This window comes from Bradyrhizobium sp. 61 (genome assembly GCF_023073075.1).
Classification (GTDB): Bacteria; Pseudomonadota; Alphaproteobacteria; order Rhizobiales; family Xanthobacteraceae; genus Bradyrhizobium; species Bradyrhizobium barranii.
In genome coordinates this window covers 142,311-158,622 of record NZ_JADPIU010000011.1, presented here as the reverse complement: position 1 = coordinate 158,622, position 16,312 = coordinate 142,311, and the positions used below count along the sequence as shown (strand labels likewise).

Annotated in this window: 15 protein-coding genes; 4 read left to right on the top strand and 11 right to left on the bottom strand. The window is 62.0% G+C overall.

Annotation, left to right across the window (positions count from 1 at the left end; genetic code table 11):
• Positions 1-38: 38 nt before the first annotated feature.
• The 4 genes from IVB46_RS05650 to IVB46_RS05635 form a co-directional block, all read right to left on the bottom strand.
• Positions 39-1,292: an amidohydrolase/deacetylase family metallohydrolase gene (locus tag IVB46_RS05650; RefSeq protein WP_247302973.1), complete on the bottom strand. Its 1,254-nt coding sequence runs from the start codon at positions 1,290-1,292 to the stop codon at positions 39-41.
• A gap of 361 nt (positions 1,293-1,653) precedes the next feature.
• Positions 1,654-2,478 (bottom strand): ABC transporter ATP-binding protein, encoded by an 825-nt coding sequence (locus IVB46_RS05645; RefSeq protein WP_247302971.1) that lies wholly within the window; start codon positions 2,476-2,478, stop codon positions 1,654-1,656.
• A gap of 1 nt (position 2,479) precedes the next feature.
• The gene (locus IVB46_RS05640; protein WP_247302969.1) at positions 2,480-3,250 is read right to left on the bottom strand and encodes an ABC transporter permease; all 771 of its coding nucleotides are present in this window, start codon (positions 3,248-3,250) and stop codon (positions 2,480-2,482) included.
• Positions 3,247-4,299, bottom strand: a complete 1,053-nt coding sequence (locus tag IVB46_RS05635; RefSeq protein ID WP_247302967.1) for a glycine betaine ABC transporter substrate-binding protein — start codon at positions 4,297-4,299, stop codon at positions 3,247-3,249. Before IVB46_RS05635 ends, IVB46_RS05640 begins: the two co-directional genes overlap by 4 nt.
• A 374-nt stretch (positions 4,300-4,673) precedes the next feature.
• Between IVB46_RS05635 and IVB46_RS05630 the strand changes: the two genes are divergently transcribed.
• The 3 genes from IVB46_RS05630 (at position 4,674) to IVB46_RS05620 (ending at position 7,737) form a co-directional block, all read left to right on the top strand.
• Positions 4,674-5,675 carry an alpha/beta hydrolase gene (locus IVB46_RS05630; RefSeq protein WP_247302965.1) on the top strand — a complete coding sequence of 334 codons (1,002 nt, stop codon included), beginning with the start codon at positions 4,674-4,676 and terminating at the stop codon, positions 5,673-5,675.
• A 142-nt stretch (positions 5,676-5,817) separates the two neighbouring features.
• Complete coding sequence (locus IVB46_RS05625; protein ID WP_247302963.1) at positions 5,818-6,600, top strand: MetQ/NlpA family lipoprotein; 783 nt, start codon at positions 5,818-5,820, stop codon at positions 6,598-6,600.
• Between the two features lie 78 nt (positions 6,601-6,678).
• Positions 6,679-7,737: an LLM class flavin-dependent oxidoreductase gene (locus tag IVB46_RS05620; protein ID WP_247302960.1), complete on the top strand. Its 1,059-nt coding sequence runs from the start codon at positions 6,679-6,681 to the stop codon at positions 7,735-7,737.
• Positions 7,738-7,770: 33 nt separating this feature from the next.
• Here the strand turns inward: IVB46_RS05620 and IVB46_RS05615 are convergent, their stop codons facing one another.
• The 3 genes from IVB46_RS05615 to IVB46_RS05605 are packed head-to-tail and all read right to left on the bottom strand — an operon-like array spanning position 7,771 to position 11,708.
• Complete coding sequence (locus tag IVB46_RS05615; protein WP_247302958.1) at positions 7,771-9,345, bottom strand: ABC transporter substrate-binding protein; 1,575 nt, start codon at positions 9,343-9,345, stop codon at positions 7,771-7,773.
• Positions 9,346-9,369: 24 nt separating this feature from the next.
• Positions 9,370-10,686, bottom strand: a complete 1,317-nt coding sequence (locus IVB46_RS05610; RefSeq protein WP_247302957.1) for an acyl-CoA dehydrogenase family protein — start codon at positions 10,684-10,686, stop codon at positions 9,370-9,372.
• Complete coding sequence (locus tag IVB46_RS05605) at positions 10,683-11,708, bottom strand: ABC transporter substrate-binding protein (protein ID WP_247302954.1); 1,026 nt, start codon at positions 11,706-11,708, stop codon at positions 10,683-10,685. Before IVB46_RS05605 ends, IVB46_RS05610 begins: the two co-directional genes overlap by 4 nt.
• Positions 11,709-11,970: 262 nt before the next feature.
• On the opposite strand from IVB46_RS05605, the gene IVB46_RS05600 reads away from it, so the two are divergent.
• Positions 11,971-12,264, top strand: coding sequence for a DUF1330 domain-containing protein (locus IVB46_RS05600; protein WP_247302952.1), 294 nt, complete (start codon positions 11,971-11,973; stop codon positions 12,262-12,264).
• A gap of 33 nt (positions 12,265-12,297) precedes the next feature.
• Here IVB46_RS05600 and IVB46_RS05595 read toward each other — a convergent pair whose 3' ends face one another.
• From IVB46_RS05595 to IVB46_RS05580, 4 genes are all read right to left on the bottom strand, one after another.
• Positions 12,298-13,203 carry a PhzF family phenazine biosynthesis protein gene (locus tag IVB46_RS05595; RefSeq protein ID WP_247302950.1) on the bottom strand — a complete coding sequence of 302 codons (906 nt, stop codon included), beginning with the start codon at positions 13,201-13,203 and terminating at the stop codon, positions 12,298-12,300.
• Positions 13,204-13,345: 142 nt separating this feature from the next.
• Positions 13,346-14,158, bottom strand: coding sequence for an alpha/beta hydrolase (locus IVB46_RS05590; RefSeq protein ID WP_247302949.1), 813 nt, complete (start codon positions 14,156-14,158; stop codon positions 13,346-13,348).
• Between the two features lie 93 nt (positions 14,159-14,251).
• Complete coding sequence (locus IVB46_RS05585) at positions 14,252-14,596, bottom strand: 2Fe-2S iron-sulfur cluster-binding protein (protein WP_247302947.1); 345 nt, start codon at positions 14,594-14,596, stop codon at positions 14,252-14,254.
• Positions 14,593-16,308 carry an FAD-binding protein gene (locus IVB46_RS05580; RefSeq protein WP_247342253.1) on the bottom strand — a complete coding sequence of 572 codons (1,716 nt, stop codon included), beginning with the start codon at positions 16,306-16,308 and terminating at the stop codon, positions 14,593-14,595. The genes IVB46_RS05585 and IVB46_RS05580 overlap by 4 nt, the downstream gene beginning before the upstream one ends.
• Positions 16,309-16,312: the final 4 nt, after the last annotated feature.

Here is a 16,312-nt window from a genome sequence, read left to right as displayed (position 1 = left end):
GCGGACGTGTTTCCCGTAGGCCTCGCCTGCTCACGCCCTTAGTTCACCGTGAACGGCAGTTGGTACGGACGTCCATTCGGAACGCCCTCGCGGATGGTCTGCACAGCCTTTAAGTAAGCCTTGCCGGTACGGGGATTGTTCGAGGTGTCGAGCAACTGCACGGGGCCTTCGACGAGTTCCAGAATTGAGACGTCGCCGGGAGCGCCGACCTGCAACGTACCGAGCTTCGGCACTTTTCCGATAATCGCAGCTGGCTTGATCGTTGCCGCAGCGATGACATCCTCGAGCGAAAATCCCAGCGCGAGAAACTTGCTGAGAACCCAGGGCAGGTAGGGCTGACTCGGCGTGTTCGCGGCGACGACGTGAACATCGCTGGAAATCGTATCGAAGGTCAGGCCCTGCTGGATCGCGGCCTCCGCGATGTCGAAATTGAAGCTCCCGGCGCCGTGCCCGACATCGATGATGACGCCCCGCTTCTTTGCCTCGAGCAGAGCCGGCAGGACCTTGCCGTTCTGCACCGTATTGTTGCCGAGACTGCTATAGGGGTGGGTGAGAATATCGCCGGGGCGGAGTTGGTTCACCAGCACTTGGAGGTCACCGGGCGCATCGCCGATGTGACACATCACGCGGCCTTTGGTGCCCGACAGCTCGACCGCCTCGATTGCGCGCTTTAGAGGTTCGATGCCGTTATCGCCGACCAGCGCGAGAGTTTCGCGGACCTTGGCTCCCAGCACGATGTCCTGGTTCTCGGCAATCGTGCGGGCCGTGGCGTCCGCATCGGCGTATTTGATGTTGACGTTTTCACCGACAGGAAAGCCGGCCAGGCCGATCACCGAGATGTTAACGAAGGCGAAGACGCGGCTTCGCGACTGGCTGACGATCTGGCGCTTGAAGCCCGAGAAGTTGTTCGCGCCGGCGTCGCCGGCGCTGACATACGTCGTCGTGCCGGAGAAGGGCACCAGTTCGTCGGGTGGAATTCCGATCGCGGATCCATAGGCGTAGATGTGGGTGTGAAGGTCGACGAGGCCAGGGGTGACCAACTTGCCCTTTGCGTCGATGGAACGTTTGGCCAGCGACGGATCGATCGACGGCTCGACTGCCGCGATCTGTCCATAGCGAATGCCGACGTCGCGGACGCCGCGCAGCTTCTGGCTGGGGTCGATGACGTCGCCGCCACGGATCACGAGATCATATGGCTGGGGCGTGTCGGCCAATCCCTTTGTGCCGGTGAGCGCAGCACCCGCAACCGCGGACGTGCCGATCAGAAAGTCGCGCCGTGTCGTCTTGGACATGTTGTCGTTATCCCAGGAAGCATGATGTCGGAGGTCAGCGGTTCAATGGCAGCCCGAGGCCGGAGGCCATCGCAACGACCGAAGCGAGCGGTCGCCGGAGCGTGCGAGCGATCTTGAGGAGCGGCTGTTGCCGATCGACAAGTCCGCGAAGCTTGTGCTTCTCGACCGCGGTCCAGGGGCGATCATTCGAAGCCTGGACGCGCTGTCGAGGTGTCTTGTCCGGTACTCGCTGGGGACCCGATTGAAACTGCATGACCGCTCCACGACTGACACGCAATCGAGCCATTTTCGTCACGTGCCAGTCAATATCGGCGGAGAAATAAGAATGAGTTGGTCGTGCAGCAATGGTGATCGCTAGAAGTCACGTCGTTGGACTGGACTCCTGTGCAATGGTCTTCTCGCGGGGGGAGACCGTTTGCTCGCGCAGCATCGCCAGGATCGATCGCTTCAACTCTCCGAAGGATGAAGTCGCGACGATGTCCTGATAGATTCGGGGCCATTGAAACGGAACGTCGATCTCGTGAACGATCCGCCCGGGTCGGCCGCTCATGATGGCAATGCGATCCGCCAGGAACAGCGCTTCCTCGATGTCGTGCGTGACGAACAATACGGTTGAGCGGCGCTTCTCTCGGGCGGCCAACAGCAATTCCTGCATGGCAAGCCGGGTCTGGGCATCCAGCGCGCCAAAGGGTTCGTCCATCAGCAGGAGCAGCGGCTGCGAGATCCAGGCCCGCGCAATGGCAACGCGCTGACGCATTCCGCCTGAGAGCTCGTAGACAGCATGGTGCTCGAAGCCTCGCAGCCCCATGACATCGATCAGTTCCTGTGCTTGAGCCCGGTACTCTGTCGCAGAACGCCCGGCCAGGCGGGGTGCGAAGGTGATGTTGTCGAAGACCGATAACCAGGGAAACAGCGTGGCTTCCTGGAACACGATACCGCGGTCCGGAGATGGGCGGCCAACCGGCTTGCCGCCGATCCGGACATCGCCGCGGGTCGGCTGGTCGAAGCCGGCAAGCAGGTCCAGGACAGTCGACTTGCCGCAGCCGCTGGGGCCCAGAAGGCAGACGAATTCGCCTTCGGCAATGGTGAGAGAAAAGCCGTCTAGCGCAACAGTCGTGCGACGGGCGCGCGCATCCTCGAAGCGCTTCTCGACTTCCTTGAGTACGATGAGCGGAGAGTCAGCCATCTCAGGCGCGTCCCGCCCAAGGGGCGAGCCAACGCTGGAGGCCGACCAGCGCAAGGTCCAGCGCATAGCCCGTGCCGCCCAGCAGGACGATGCCGAGCATGACAATGTCGGTGCGCAGGTAAGCGCCAGCATTGACGACCATCCAGCCTATACCGGCGTCGGCGGCGATCATTTCCGCCGCGATCAATGTCGTCCAGCCGATTCCAAAGGACAGCCGCAATGTCACGAACAGCTCAGGCAGGATGTGAGGGAGGATCACGTAACGAAACAGCGTGGCGCCATGCGCGCCCAAAGCACGTCCGGCCCGGATCCGCTGTCTTTGCACGCCGCCAACTGCGGCGACAGTGCCAACGATGATACTGAGTACGGCGGAGATGAAGATTAGCAGGACCTTCGACGTCTCGCCGATGCCGAACCACAGGATCACCAGCGGGATGAGGGCAAGTTTGGGCAGTGGGCGCAGGAATTGCACAAACGGGTCGACCGCGGCGCCGAAGCTCGGCGCAGCGCCCATGGCGAGCCCGAGCGGCACACCGACCAGCGTAGCGACAGCAAACGCGCCGAGAGCTCGCACGAGGCTGAGTGCGAGATGCGCCCAAAGCGGCGTGCCGCGATAACCATCCCGGATCAGGTCGAACGCCGTCGTCAAGATTTCCGACGGCGGCGGCAGCAGCAACGGTTCGACCAAACGCGTTCGACCGGCTATTTCCCATACCAGGGTGACGCCGGCGACCGCAGAGAGGCCGATCAGGAAACGTCTGGTGCCACTCAAGACGGGAACGCGCGGCGAAGCAAAGCGTAGTTGACCGCGGGAACAAACGAGGCCGGAACGTCGTCGCGCTTGATTTCACCGGCCTCGGCCAGGAACGCGGCGGCTTCGCCGAGAGCTTTGACAAGCGGAGCATCCTCCGCTGCGGCCGGCCCATCGCCCCAATATTTCGGGCCCAGCTGCTCCTGGAAGGTAGGGTAACGGAGGCCGGCCAGTGTGTCGCGGACGGCCTCGAACGGTGCGCCGAAGTCCTTCGCCAGAATGCGCGAGATCCCCTCCGGGTCGGAACGATAGCGATCGAACTGTGCCTGAACCGTCCGGAGCCACGTCACGACCGTGTCAGGATACTTCTCGGCAAATTCTGTTCTGACCACGGCGCTGTTCCAGACGAAGACGCCGGACGGCTGCAATTGCTCCGACACCAGCAACTGCTGGCCGCCATCGGCCAACAGCTCTGCCCAGAAGGGTCCGTTGATATAGGTCGCATCGATATCGCCGCGCTTCCAGGCCGCGATCGTATCCGGCTGGCTCAAAGGCAGGCGCTTGATCTTGCTGGCGTCGAGCTTGTTGATGCGGATCACAGCCTCGAGCGCGAAGGCCATGGTGGAGGAGGGCGCCACGGCAATCCGCTTGCCTTCGAGATCCTTCAGCGTCGTGATGCCGGGCTTGGTCACCAGTCGCTCGCTAGTGGCAACGATTTCGGGCGAGCCGAGAATCTGAATGGGCAGCTTTCGCGAAAGGCCGGCTACGATCGGCGTGTTGCCAAAGATCGCAAAGTCGATTTGCTTGGCGGCGAGTAGGGATAGCGCGGGGCCTCCCGACGGAAAGGGCACCCATTCGATTTTGGCGCCGAGAGCCTTGTCGAAGCTGCCGTCGGTCTTGCCGACAACCCAGGCTCGCGCCGCCGTCAGATAACCGATGCGGATGGTGTCCGGCTTCGCGCTGGTCTGTGTCCAACCACGCCGTGTTGACAGAGAGAGGGCTCCCGCTGCGAGCGCCAGGCGAACAATATCGCGTCGTCCCGGCCTTCCGTTGCGAATGTATGCCGACATGGTGCCCCCTTAGTGAACTGCCGTAGCGTCGCGTGAAGCGCGAATGCGAACGGCAGATCGGCATCGCACCGGTATCGAGTCAATCCGCGCAGAGAAATAAGACGTTCATTTCAAAGGAGATCAGGCGTTCGACGGAATTATTTCCTCAATGTGCGCGCGGATAAGTTTTCTTGCTTTGATGTATATCCCGAATACGCGCGGGTTTGATCGATGCGAGATGCGCTGGAGTTGAATCATTCTCATTGCACCAAACTATTTGGAATTGACGGGCGCGGGCATGAGCGCCGAAATACGCGGAGCACATGTTCTTGCAAGGTTGTGATTTCTTGCAAGGGTGGGATCGAAATCGGCGTCTGCAATCTGAGGGAAGTCATATGAAGCACTTGCTCCTGTCGTCACTTCTCGCGTCGCTCTCGCTTGCATCGCCGCCGGCTTGGGCGAAGGAGCCGCTTCAGCTCGCCACCGAAGACTTTCATATCGCGTCCGAGACGCCCGGCGTTCAGCTCTTTCTGCGAAACAAGCACCCCGAGGGGCTGAAGACCTTCAGCGCCTCGCGCACCGTGCTCTATATCCATGGATCGACCCAGCCTTCGGAAACGGTGTTCGATCTCGCCGTCGGAAATGGATCCTGGGCCGATTATATCGCTTCGCACGGCTATGACGTCTGGCTCGTCGACGTGCGGGGATATGGCGGCTCGACGCCTCCCAAGGATCAGTCGAAGCCGTTCGCCACGACCAGGGACGCCGTCGAGGACCTCGCTGCCGCCGTCAAATACATTCTTGCAAAACGTGCCATCGCAAAAGTCCAGTTGATCGGTTGGTCCTGGGGCACGCTGATCACCGGGAGCTATGCCGCCGACCATCCGGACCATGTAGCCGGCCTGGTCCTGCTCGCGCCGCCGTGGCTCTCTTCAGGCGCCAGCAAGGCCCCGGAAGCAGCCTGGCAGGAATGGACGATCGACGCTTCGCTCAAACGCCTCCAGACCGGCGTGCCGGATGGACGGGCGGAGGAGATATTCCCACCGGCGTGGAAGAAGATCTGGGAGCAGGCTGTTCTGGCGAATCAATCCGACGCGAAAGCGCACAATCCCCCACGCTTCCGCTCGCCGACAGGCGTCCTGGCTGACGGTGCGGCGTATTGGAGTGTTAACAAGGCGATCTACGATCCCGGCAAGATCTCCGCGCCAACGCTGATCATTCGTGGTGAATGGGACGAATTGACGCCGCTCAGCCAATCTCAGGCTCTGTTCGGACTTCTCCGCAATGCGCCCGTGCGCCACTTGATCGAAATCCCGCGCGCCACGCACTTCGTCGAACTGGAGACAGGGCGCGATGTCCTGTTTCGCGAAGTGCAGAGTTTCCTTGACCGCAATTGATGAGACCTTGCTGCGTGAACTCGTGCTGAAGACGATCCTTTCACGGTCGCAGCAAAGTTTGGTTTAGCGTTTCATTGCGTATGTCGGGAGTTCTTCTCATTATCCGATCGTCTCCTTTCCAAGCTTGCAAGAACGCACAAAAATGAAACATCGTCTGCTCTCGCTCTTCGCCGCATTAGCGCTTCTCGCCACGCCGGCCTTCGCCGATCAGAAACTCAAGGTCGGAATCTCCGGCGGTGACGCCGAGATCATCTGGGCGAAAGTCAAGGAGATCGCTGCCAAAGATGGTCTCGACATCCAGGTGGTGGTCTTCAACGACTATCTTCTTCCCAATGCCGCGCTTGACGCCGGCGATCTCGACGCAAATGCTTTCCAGCACAAGCCTTTCCTCGACAACCAGATCAAGACGAGGGGCTACAAGATCATCCCGGTCGGCGAGACCATCATCGCCCCTATTGGGTTCTATTCCAGGAAGGCGAAGTCCGTCGCCGAGATCAAGGACGGCGCTTCGATCGGCATTCCCAACGATCCTTCCAACGGCGGACGTGCGCTGCTGTTGCTGCAAAACGAGAAGCTAATCAAGGTCAAAGAGGGCGTGGCTCTGTTGCCTACCGCTCTCGACGTCGTCGACAACCCGAAGAAGTTGAAGCTCCGCGAGATCGATGCGGCTCAGCTTCCGCGCAGCCTCGACGACGTCGACGCCGCTGTGATCAACACCAACTACGCTGTTCCGGCCGGACTGATCCCGGTTAAGGATTCCATCGCGATGGAATCCCCCGTCAACAATCCCTACAGTAATTTCATCGCAGTCCGTGAGCGCGACAAGGATGCCGCCTGGGTACCCAAGCTGGTGCGCGCCTATCAGAACGACATAATCCGCCAACTCATCAAGGACAAGCTGCCCGGCCAGATTCCCGCGTTTTGAGGGCTTGCGGGGGGCTCGATCTGGTCGAGGCCCGGCCCTTGGCCAGTGCTGTAGCTATCGGCGCGAGGATTGAATCAGATGGCACTACCCCTGCGATTTGATGTGTGGGCTCTCACGCATGGCAGCTGGGCATCGCGCCATCATCCAAAGGATCCGCCGGACGCCTCATGGGAACGCGTCCGCCGTCAGATCCTCGAAGCGGAGTCGCTGGGCTATGACTCGACGCTACTGGCCCAGCACATCATCCATCCAAGCGGAGACGATCAGGACCTGCTGGAGACCTGGACGGGCGCTGCGGCTCTCGCATCCATAACAAACCGGATCGAGCTGATCGCGGCAATCAAGCCGCTGTTGCAGCACCCGGTGGTGCTCGCGAAGATGGCCTTGCAGATCGAGGACATCAGCGGTGGTCGCTTCGGGATCAACCTTGTCAATGCGTGGTACCGCCCGGAGCTGGAGCGTGCCGGCATAGGCTTCCCCGAGCACGACGACCGCTACGCGTATGGCCGCGAATGGATCGAGATCGTGGATGGGCTGACATCAGGCCGCCGCGTGGATTTCAAAGGCAGTCATTTCAATGTCGCATCCTACCAGCTGCGCCCCAGCGATAGACACCGGACCCGGCCAACCATCTATCTCGGCGGCGAGTCCGAGGCGGCGCGTGCGCTGGCCGCGGATTTTGCCGACGTCTATTTCATGAACGGACAACCGCTCGACGATATCCGCGCGCTGATCCAGGACGTGGCGCGGAGGCCGCGGCGCGCCGCGCCGATACGTTTCGGGCTGGCGGCCTTTGTCGTGGCGCGTGAGACGGACGAGGAAGCGCAGGCCGAACTGACCGATTTGTTCGCGATCTCGGAGCAGGACAAGCCGACGCGGGCGCGGGTCGTTGCCAACGCCGATCCGGAAGCGCAGATGTTCAAGACCGCGGCAAAGGAGGCAAGGGTCGGGACCAACGGTGGCACGTCGGCGCGCCTGGTCGGAAGCTACGATACGGTCGCCCGTCGGATCATCGAGTTCAATGCCATCGGCGTCGAGCTCTTCATGCTGCAATTCCAGCCCGTCGACCAGAACATGCGACACTTCGCCGAGCATGTCATCCCGCGGGTGCGCTACCTGCAGGCCAAAGCGGCCTGACGGCTCCTATTTGAAGCAGCCGTTGCGGGAAATCTACTTTGTGTGGCCCACCAGATAGACGCTGGAGAAGTTACCCGAAATCCCACTCGCGTCGACCACGGCATCCACGACGCGCTTGTTCAGAATCGAGAAGTTGTCGTCCGAGATGAGGTTCAGATCCGGCAGTTCGCGCACGACAATGGCCTCGAATTTCGCCAGCAGTTCCTTCCGCGTCGCGGTGTCGTTCTCGACGGCGGCGGCTTCCAGCAATCGATCCACCTCGTCGTTGCGATAGTGCGAACCGTTGGAGAACGGCACGCCGGGCTTGAAGTTCTTCGACCAGTAGAGCCGCTGCACGCCGACGGTCGGGTCGAACGTGTTGGTCATCGAGTTGGTCGTGAAGGCGAAATCGCGGTCGGTGTAAACGCGCCTGACATAGCTTGGAAAATCCTGGGAGCGAACCGTGATATCGATCCCGATCTTGGCCAGCGCCTGCTTGACGTATTCGGCGGTACGCTTGTCGCCGTCGGACGACGGACGAAAATCATGGGGTAGCCTGAACCGGACACCGCTGGCGTCCCTCTTGTAGCCGGCGACGTCGAGTAACTCATTGGCCTTGGTCAGGTCGAACGGGTAGCTCGGCAGATCCTTGACGTAGAAGGGCGCGAGATCCGGGCTGATCGGCCCGGACACGATCTGGCCATGGCCGTACCACACCACGTCCCGAATGAATTTCTTGTCGATCGCATGTGCGATCGCCTGGCGCACGTGCAAATCAGACAGGATCGGATTGTCGAGATTGAATTCAAGCCGCTTGACGCCGGAATTGAAGATCGTTCCTTTGCGCTCAATAGTGATGTGCGGTAGCGCCGAAATTCGTTCGATCTCGCTGAGCGGAATGATGATCCCATCGGCAAGGTCGACCTCGCCGGTCTCGAGCGCTACCGAGCGCGCGGCCGCATCGTTGACGAATCGATACACGATCCGGTCGAGATAGGGCTTGCCCGGATCCCAATAGTTGGGGTTACCCTCGAGTATCAAGTGACTGCCATGCACCAGCTCGACGAATCGAAACGGTCCGGTCCCGATAGGGGCGTTGTTGCGGGGATTCGTATCAGCCTTGCCGCTTCCGTAGATGTGCTTGGGGACGATCGGAGATTCCTGCGCGTCGAGCGCGTTGAGGAGGTAGGGCGCCGGCTTGCTGAGATGCAGGATCAAGGTCTGATCGTCGGGCGTATCCGTGCTTGCGACATTTGCAAACGTGATGCGGCCGCGCGGATGGACCTCCTTCAGTAGAAGAATGGAGAAGGCAGCGTCCGCCGCTGTGAAAGGCTTGCCGTCGTGCCAGTTTACGCCAGAGCGCAGTGTGAAGACATAGGTCAGCCCGTCCTCACTGACGCGCCAGGCTGTCGCGAGGCTTGGTCGTGGTGTCAGATCGAAATCGTAGGTGAGCAGGCCTTCGGTGATCTTCGGGCTGATCTGCCGCACGCCGTCGGTCGTGAAGGCGACGAGCATCGCTGGCTGGACGGCGAGCAGATAGTTCAGGGTGCCGCCGCGAACCGGAGAGGTCGCGGTCGATGGCGCGACGCCCACGAGCAGCGCCATGAGGGCAACGAGCAGGCGACGCATGGGGCAGCCCTCAGAAGGTACAGGTCAGGCTTGCGACGTGCGGATCGCGGCCGGGCTATCGGGCAATCCTGCGCGATGCAGTACCTCGGGCTTTGTTCCATTGACCGAAAAGTCGCCAACCGCGCGCTCGCGATAGATCCGCGGATTGTGCGAGGCGATCGTTCGCGCATTGCGCCAGTGACGGTCGAGCCCCACGCTTCGCTTTGCCGCAGAGGCGCCAAGGGCATCGAACAGGATCGTGGTGGCACCGAGGACAAGATCGGTAATCACGGTCACGGCCTGGCTCACCTCGATGTCGGCAGCAACATTTGCGCGATCCGCGCTGTCTGCGTCGCCCGCCAGATGAGCGGCATGGACACGCTGCAATGCCTCGGCCGTTTTCAGTGCGATCGCACCGGCGCCATAGGCTGCCGCGCGCACCTTGCCGACGACCTGGAGCACTTGAGGGTCTTCCGCCACCCGGGCTGCGTTGCCATTGCTGTAGATGCGGCGACGCTCGGCGACCAGGCGAGAGAGATCGTTGGCGGCTGCTCGTCCAATGCCGGCGAGAGTGGCCAGATGCACGGTCTGGAAGAAGCCGTTGGTGTAACGAAAGCGCACCTGCGCCGGATTGAGAAGATCGTCTGAAATCACGACATTCTTGAAGAGCGCCGTGCCGCTGGCGCTCAGCGTCTGTCCAAATCCGTCCCAATCATCGAGAATCTGTACGCCCTCGGCGCGGGTCGGAACCAGCGCGCCGATCGGCTTGCCGTCGTCATCGGTCGCGCCGAGATTGATCCAGTCGGCATAGAGCGAGCCGCTGGTGTAGTACTTCGCGCCGTTCAGCAGCCAATGGTCGCCGTTCCGGCTCAACCGGGTCGAGGCTGCGGAGGCCTTGGCGTCGCCGGTTTCCGAAAAACCGCTTCCAATCGTCTCGTTGTTTGCGATGCGCTCGAGCCACAGAGTGCGTTTGGGCGATGCGGGCGCGTTGAGGATATCCTCGGTGAAGCCGAAATGGGAGCGGAATGCGTTGGTGATGTTGGGGTCGGCTTCGGACAGCTCGATCAGCAGTGCGTAGAACTCCGGCAGCGTCACCCCGAGGCCGCCGTGTTCGACCGGGAGGCGAAGCCTGGAAAATCCGGCGTCCTTGAGCCACCTGATTTCGTCGACGGGGAGGTGGTGCTCGTTGTCGCGCGCGACTGCCGTGGCCCTGATCTTCAGGAACAGCGGCCGGAAGCGCGCGGCGAGCTCTTCGTGACGCGCGCTGGGTCCGGCGCCCCACCCTTGATCGACCTGTGTCGTGCCGTTCCCGTCTGCCGCATCGGTCGGTCGTTGCGTGGTGGGTTCAACAGAGCTGATCATTCGGCTGCTGCCTTGAACACGCCCTCGAGCGGGCGACGGTCGACCCATGCATTCACGTCGAAATCCTTCTCCAGAAAGCCGAAGCTCAACAAGAAATCCTTGAAATGGTCGATAGCGGCGACCTGCTCCGGCGGCAGGCCGAGGCCAAGCTTCAGGTGGGCGTCGCCGTATGCGGACGCGGCGGCCTCCTCGCTGGTCAGGACCTCCTGGGCCACGAAGCGCAACGTCTCGGCGGGATGCTGATGCGCCCAGTCGGATGCGCGATGCACCTGTGTCACCAGCTCGACGGCGAGATCCGGGCGCTCCTCGATGAACGAGGCGTCGACGGTGAGCGTGCGCGGCGTGCCATTATTGATGCGGACCTTCGGGTCGGGATGATGGCCGGTCTCGACGACGACGGCCGCGCTAAGAAGGTTGGAGATGGTGACGCCCTCGGCACCCTTGACGAAAATCGCATCGACGTCGCCGCGGGCAAGGGCAGCTATCTCATGCCAGTAGGGGTGCCGCCGTGCCAGCCCGTGCAGGCCCGGGTCGCCCTTGTGCGTGATGATCGATTCCTCGATCGCGACATCGACGAGCGTGGCCGCTTCGATTGATCTCCCGATCAACGACAGCGCGGAGACGACGCCCTTGAGTGCGGTGGCCCGATGGAAATCGACAATGTTTCCAGCGCGTCGCGGGATGCCGATGCGGCGTCCGGGCAGGTCGTCGATGCTCCGAAGCCGGGATCCGGGCAGAGTGATGATGGCTTGATACTCGTCGACCCAGGTCAACCCGATCAGTCTCGTCTCGCGACCGTCGGAACGGGCACGGATCGCCGGGATGTTGCCGCCCTGCCGGAACGACCAGCGCAGCGTGTGATTGAAATGGCTCTCGCGAACCAGAGGATCGCGGGAGTCCCCGATCGACTGCACGTCGATGCCGTATCGGCCGAACGCCTCGTCGAGCCAGCCGAAACGTGCGGCGAGCCCGAGCGGCGAGGGCACCGGGCAACGCGTGTACCAGATCGAATTGGCGCTCATGCACACACCTCCGCAGCGCGGTGACTGAGCCTCAGGCTCTGTTGGAAAGCGCTCGAAGGCTAGGGATGCTGCGGAAAAAAGTCGATAGAAGGAATATGCCTTTTGGTGTGCGTCGAGAGATAAGAAGAGGCGACGCATGACGATTGGCGGGATTGATTTGGCGGCAGCACTCTTCCGCGCCAAACACGCTGGTCACACCAACAGGAATTCGTATCCTGTAACGCCAGGTGCCGATCGCGCCTAACAGAGCGGGGAGGAGATCATGAAGGCCTTCGTTGTCGCAGCCGAGACTCTGAAAGATGAAGTCGCGTTTTCTGAATATCGAAGGGCGGTACCAGCCACGCTTCAGGCTTTCGGCGGCAAGTTCGTCGTGCGTGGCGGCAGTCTCAAATTGCTGGAGGGAGAATGGCCGCACGCGCGACTCGTCATCATCGAATTCCCGTCGCGCGAAGCCGCGGAAGGGTGGTACAATTCGCCAGACTACCAAAAGATCATTGGGCTTCGGTTGCGCAGCTCAGTCGGAAATCTGGTCATCGTTGAGGGCCAGGTGGATTGAACTGCCGCCCGCTCTCTGCTGCGAATCCGATCGCTAGAGCTGTATTGTTCCTTCCATGACGTCCACGCAGGTGCCCCCAACGCGAGCGATGAGGGTTTGATCGGCCTGGGTTATAATTGAAGCTTCCAGCAGGCATGGCCTCCCCATATCAACGCCTTGCGCAACGCGCACCGGACCGACTCGAGGAAGTGCAGCGCCCGTCCTGTAGGCTAAAGCGACTGCGGCGCCGGTTGCACTACCCGTTGCCGGGTCCTCCGGGAGGCCGTCCCACGGGGCGAACATCCGAGCCGACAGATCGATGTGCTCCCCATCTCCAGCCGCGACGTCGTGGGTATAGATGTAGATTGCGTCCGCGCCGTTCCTCGGGAGGTATTTGGCAAATTCAGCAGCTCGCGGTGAAGCACGGGCGAGCGCCTTGCGGGACACGATCTCGGCGATCAGGAAGGGAAGTCCGACGGAAGCGATAATCGGAGCATGGTGCTTGACGCTGATATCGGTCCAGTCAAGCCCAAGGCAATCGGCTATGGCTTCGGGAGGAAACGTCGTCGCCACCGAGAGCGCTTGCGGAGCGATAAGCTCCGTGCGGATAATGCCGCCTTGGCTGCGAGCAATATGGACGGCTACGAGACCCGCGCGTTCCTCAAAACGCAGTACGCCGGCGTTAGAGTATTGAGCCATGGAAGACAGCACAAAGGCTGTGCCGATATTAGGGTGCCCGGCGAACGGCACTTCCACGGTGGGGGTGAATATCCTGACCTCGGCGGTATTGAGCGGATCTCGCGGAGCGCAAACGAAAGCAGTCTCCGAGTAGTTGAATTCGCGTGCAATCGCCTGCATCTGAACCGTAGAGAGAGCGTCGGCGTCGAGTACGACGGCAAGTGGATTTCCCTGGAAGCGAGTGCCTGTGAAGACGTCTACCGTTTTGAAGGATAATCTCACGATTGGAGATCCCTCGCGGCGCAAATCTGGGCGCAAAAGTGCTGTCGGGGACCGAAATGACACGCTTTGGGGCTGATCGCGAGTATCAGCACGCCAACGGCAAACCTGAAATGTGGAGACCGCGACCGCCGGCTATCCTCGTTCATCGTTTGCTTTTAACGAACTCCACGAGCAGATCCGTGACATCTCCCGGTCGTTCGAGGCTCGGTAGATGGGCAGCGCCTGGCAACATGTAGCCAGACGCGTTCGGCATCTTCGCTGTCATATGACGGCTTCGCTCCTGGATGTGAAGAAAGTCGAGGTCACCCCAGATCACCAACGATGGAGCCGATATCTCGCCGAGACGATCAACGGCGGGCGCGACATCGAGGTTGGATCCAGCAGGAGGGGATCGAAGCGCGATGCCGTTCATGTCGAGGAACAACTCGCGCGCATGGCCTGCGACGCGTCCCTCGGGCTGGAGCGGGCCGTCCAGCCACAGGTGCGCCTTGATTGCATTCGCGCGATCCAGATCGCCGTCCCTCTCAGCATCCCTCAACCGCGCCATCAGGGCGTCGATTTCGGGTGGATAATTCGGCTCGGGCGCACCAGCTAAGGAAGGCGCGATCAGAAAGAGGGCGCGCACACGGGATGGATGCGCGAGCGCCGTGTCGAGCGCAATACGACCGCCTTGCGAGCATCCAACAAGGACCGCGGGCGCTCCATTGGCGACGGTGTCAATCACTGCCGACAAGTCGGCGACCGCAGAATAATCCTCGCTCTCCGCACGGGTCTCGCCAAAGCCTCGCCGATCGTAGGCAATCGCGGTGTTGCTTGCGCCAACGCCATCCAGTTGCGAGCGCCACATGCGGCGATCGCAGACGCCCGCGTGCAGAAATACAACGGGCGCGCCGTGACCTACGACTTCCGCAGCCAAAGCAGCCCGGCCAGACGCAACCTTATAATGAGAGCTCATGAATTATCCTGGCACTTAGCTAAGATAGCGCTTTGCCTGAGCGGAAGGGAAGCTTGTCTGGCGAGAATTGTAGCGGACACAGATGTATCTCCACTAAATGCGAGCGCGCCGCACGAGGCTGATATCGATAATCGTGCCGGCGAGGGCAAGCTTGTCCTTGGTCGGCTCGATTCGCATGCCGTGGCGAACAGGCGTCGTGCAGGCGGTGACGACCTTGCCGTCGATGCGCACGGCGCAGACGTCGCACAGGCCGCGCCGACAGGATAGCAGGAAAGCCAGTGACGGATCGGTCTTGCGCTGAATCCAGGCCAGCGCCGCGCTGGCTGAGACCTCGCTCCAGCTTGTGGCCGCAAGGCCGGCGTCCGCCGGAGAGGGCAGATCGATGTTCTCCCAGTCATCTGGGGCGTCGCCGGCTCGCCGCAGATGGATCGTCGTCATGCGGCGGGGCTCACGAGAGAAAATGCGACTGGCTCGAAACGATGTTGGACCAGATCTGGTGCGCGGCGAACCAGACCATGCGACAGCGGAGCGTCGGATGTGGTGGGTTGATCCCGCCGCCGGTGCGCGCCGAGCGAGCTGGTGCGTGCCTCGGCCGATATCAGCGCTGCGTGGAGCACATGGACCGCCGCCTGGCACTCCAGTGCGTCGGTCCAGTCCCTGTTCCATGGCCGCTCGGATTGCCTGGTCGAGAGATGTGGAATGTCATTGGCGACGATGTCGGCGAGCTCGTCCAGTCCGGCCTTGATCGACACGGCCTCGCGCACCGGCGACAAGGATCGTTCGGCAAGCCGCGTCAGGCGCTGCTTTGTCTCCGAGGGAGCCGCGCCGTCTCGCCGGGTGAGGGGCGCCAGGATGCGATCCTTCAGTTCGGCATCGTTGCCGGGTTGCGCGTGCGTGGCGTTCTGCTGCGCGAAGCGCGCGGCGGCGATGCCGGCGTTTTTGCCTTGGACCAGAACCTGGGCGCCCGCATTGCCCGAGAGCCGGTTGCCGCCGTGCAGGCCACCGGCGGTCTCGCCGCCAACAAAGAGCCCCGGGACGCCGGTTTCGCCCGCATCATTGATCCTGATGCCACCGATTGAGAAATGCGCGGCGGGCGCGACCTCGATGGCGTGACCGGCGCGGATGCGCTCGACCAGCGGCGTCATGTCGAAGCCTTCCCAGCGCCAGTCGGCCGACACGCTGGACGAGATGCGGAAGTAGTTGTCGAGGATGTCGCGCGGCAGGTGAGCCCAGGAGAGATAGACGCCGCCATTTGGGCTGCCGCGACCTTCGACCACCTCATTGGCGCTGGCAAAGGCAACCATGTCGCGGGTCGATAGCTCCATCCGCTCCGGATCCCAGCGCGCCATGAAGCGCTCGCCGTACTTGTTGAGAAGCCAGGCCCTGATGCCGCTCTGCGGACCGAGAATCCAGGGGAACTGGAGGCCGCGCCACATCTCCGGTGCGACGAGACAGCAGGGCAGAAACTGCAACATCTCCATCTCGATCAATTCCGCGCCGGCCTGAAGAGCCATGGCGTGGCCGTCGCCGGTCAGTTCCTCGGGCGCGGTCCGCAGCGACCAGTTGGATGTCGTTCCGCCGGTTGCGAGGACGATGGCGTTGGCAGCAGAGGATTTGACCTCGCCCGTCGTGCGATCAAGCCCGGTAACGCCGACGACGCGACCCTCCCGGTCCTGGAGCAGCCCGCTCGACTGGAAGTTCTCGAGGAAGCGGACGCCGGCGCCGACCGCGGCCTGCAGCTGTATGCGTTGAATGTCGGGTCCCGAAATATGCACGCCGCGGCCGGAACTGTGGCCGGGCGCGCGCTTCATGAACCGCATTGGCGTCTTCAGCGCCACGAGACGCGCGATCTCAGCACCGATGCCGGTGACCATGGATTGCACCAGCGATTGGTCGCCGAGAAACTGACCGGCTCGCAGCGTATCGACCAGAAAGTCTTCCTCGCTGTCGTCGGGATCGCCCGGCAATCCGAGCGCGCGGAGCGTCTGTCCGGCGATGGAGATACCGCCCCCGGTTGTAATGGTTGCGCCGGTCCGCCCTGCCATACCTTTGTTGACGACGAGGACGCTGGCGCCCTCGGCTCGCGCGTGCCAGGCGGCAGTCAGCCCGGCGGCACCGCTGCCAATGACGATGACATCGAAAGCCTGCATTGGC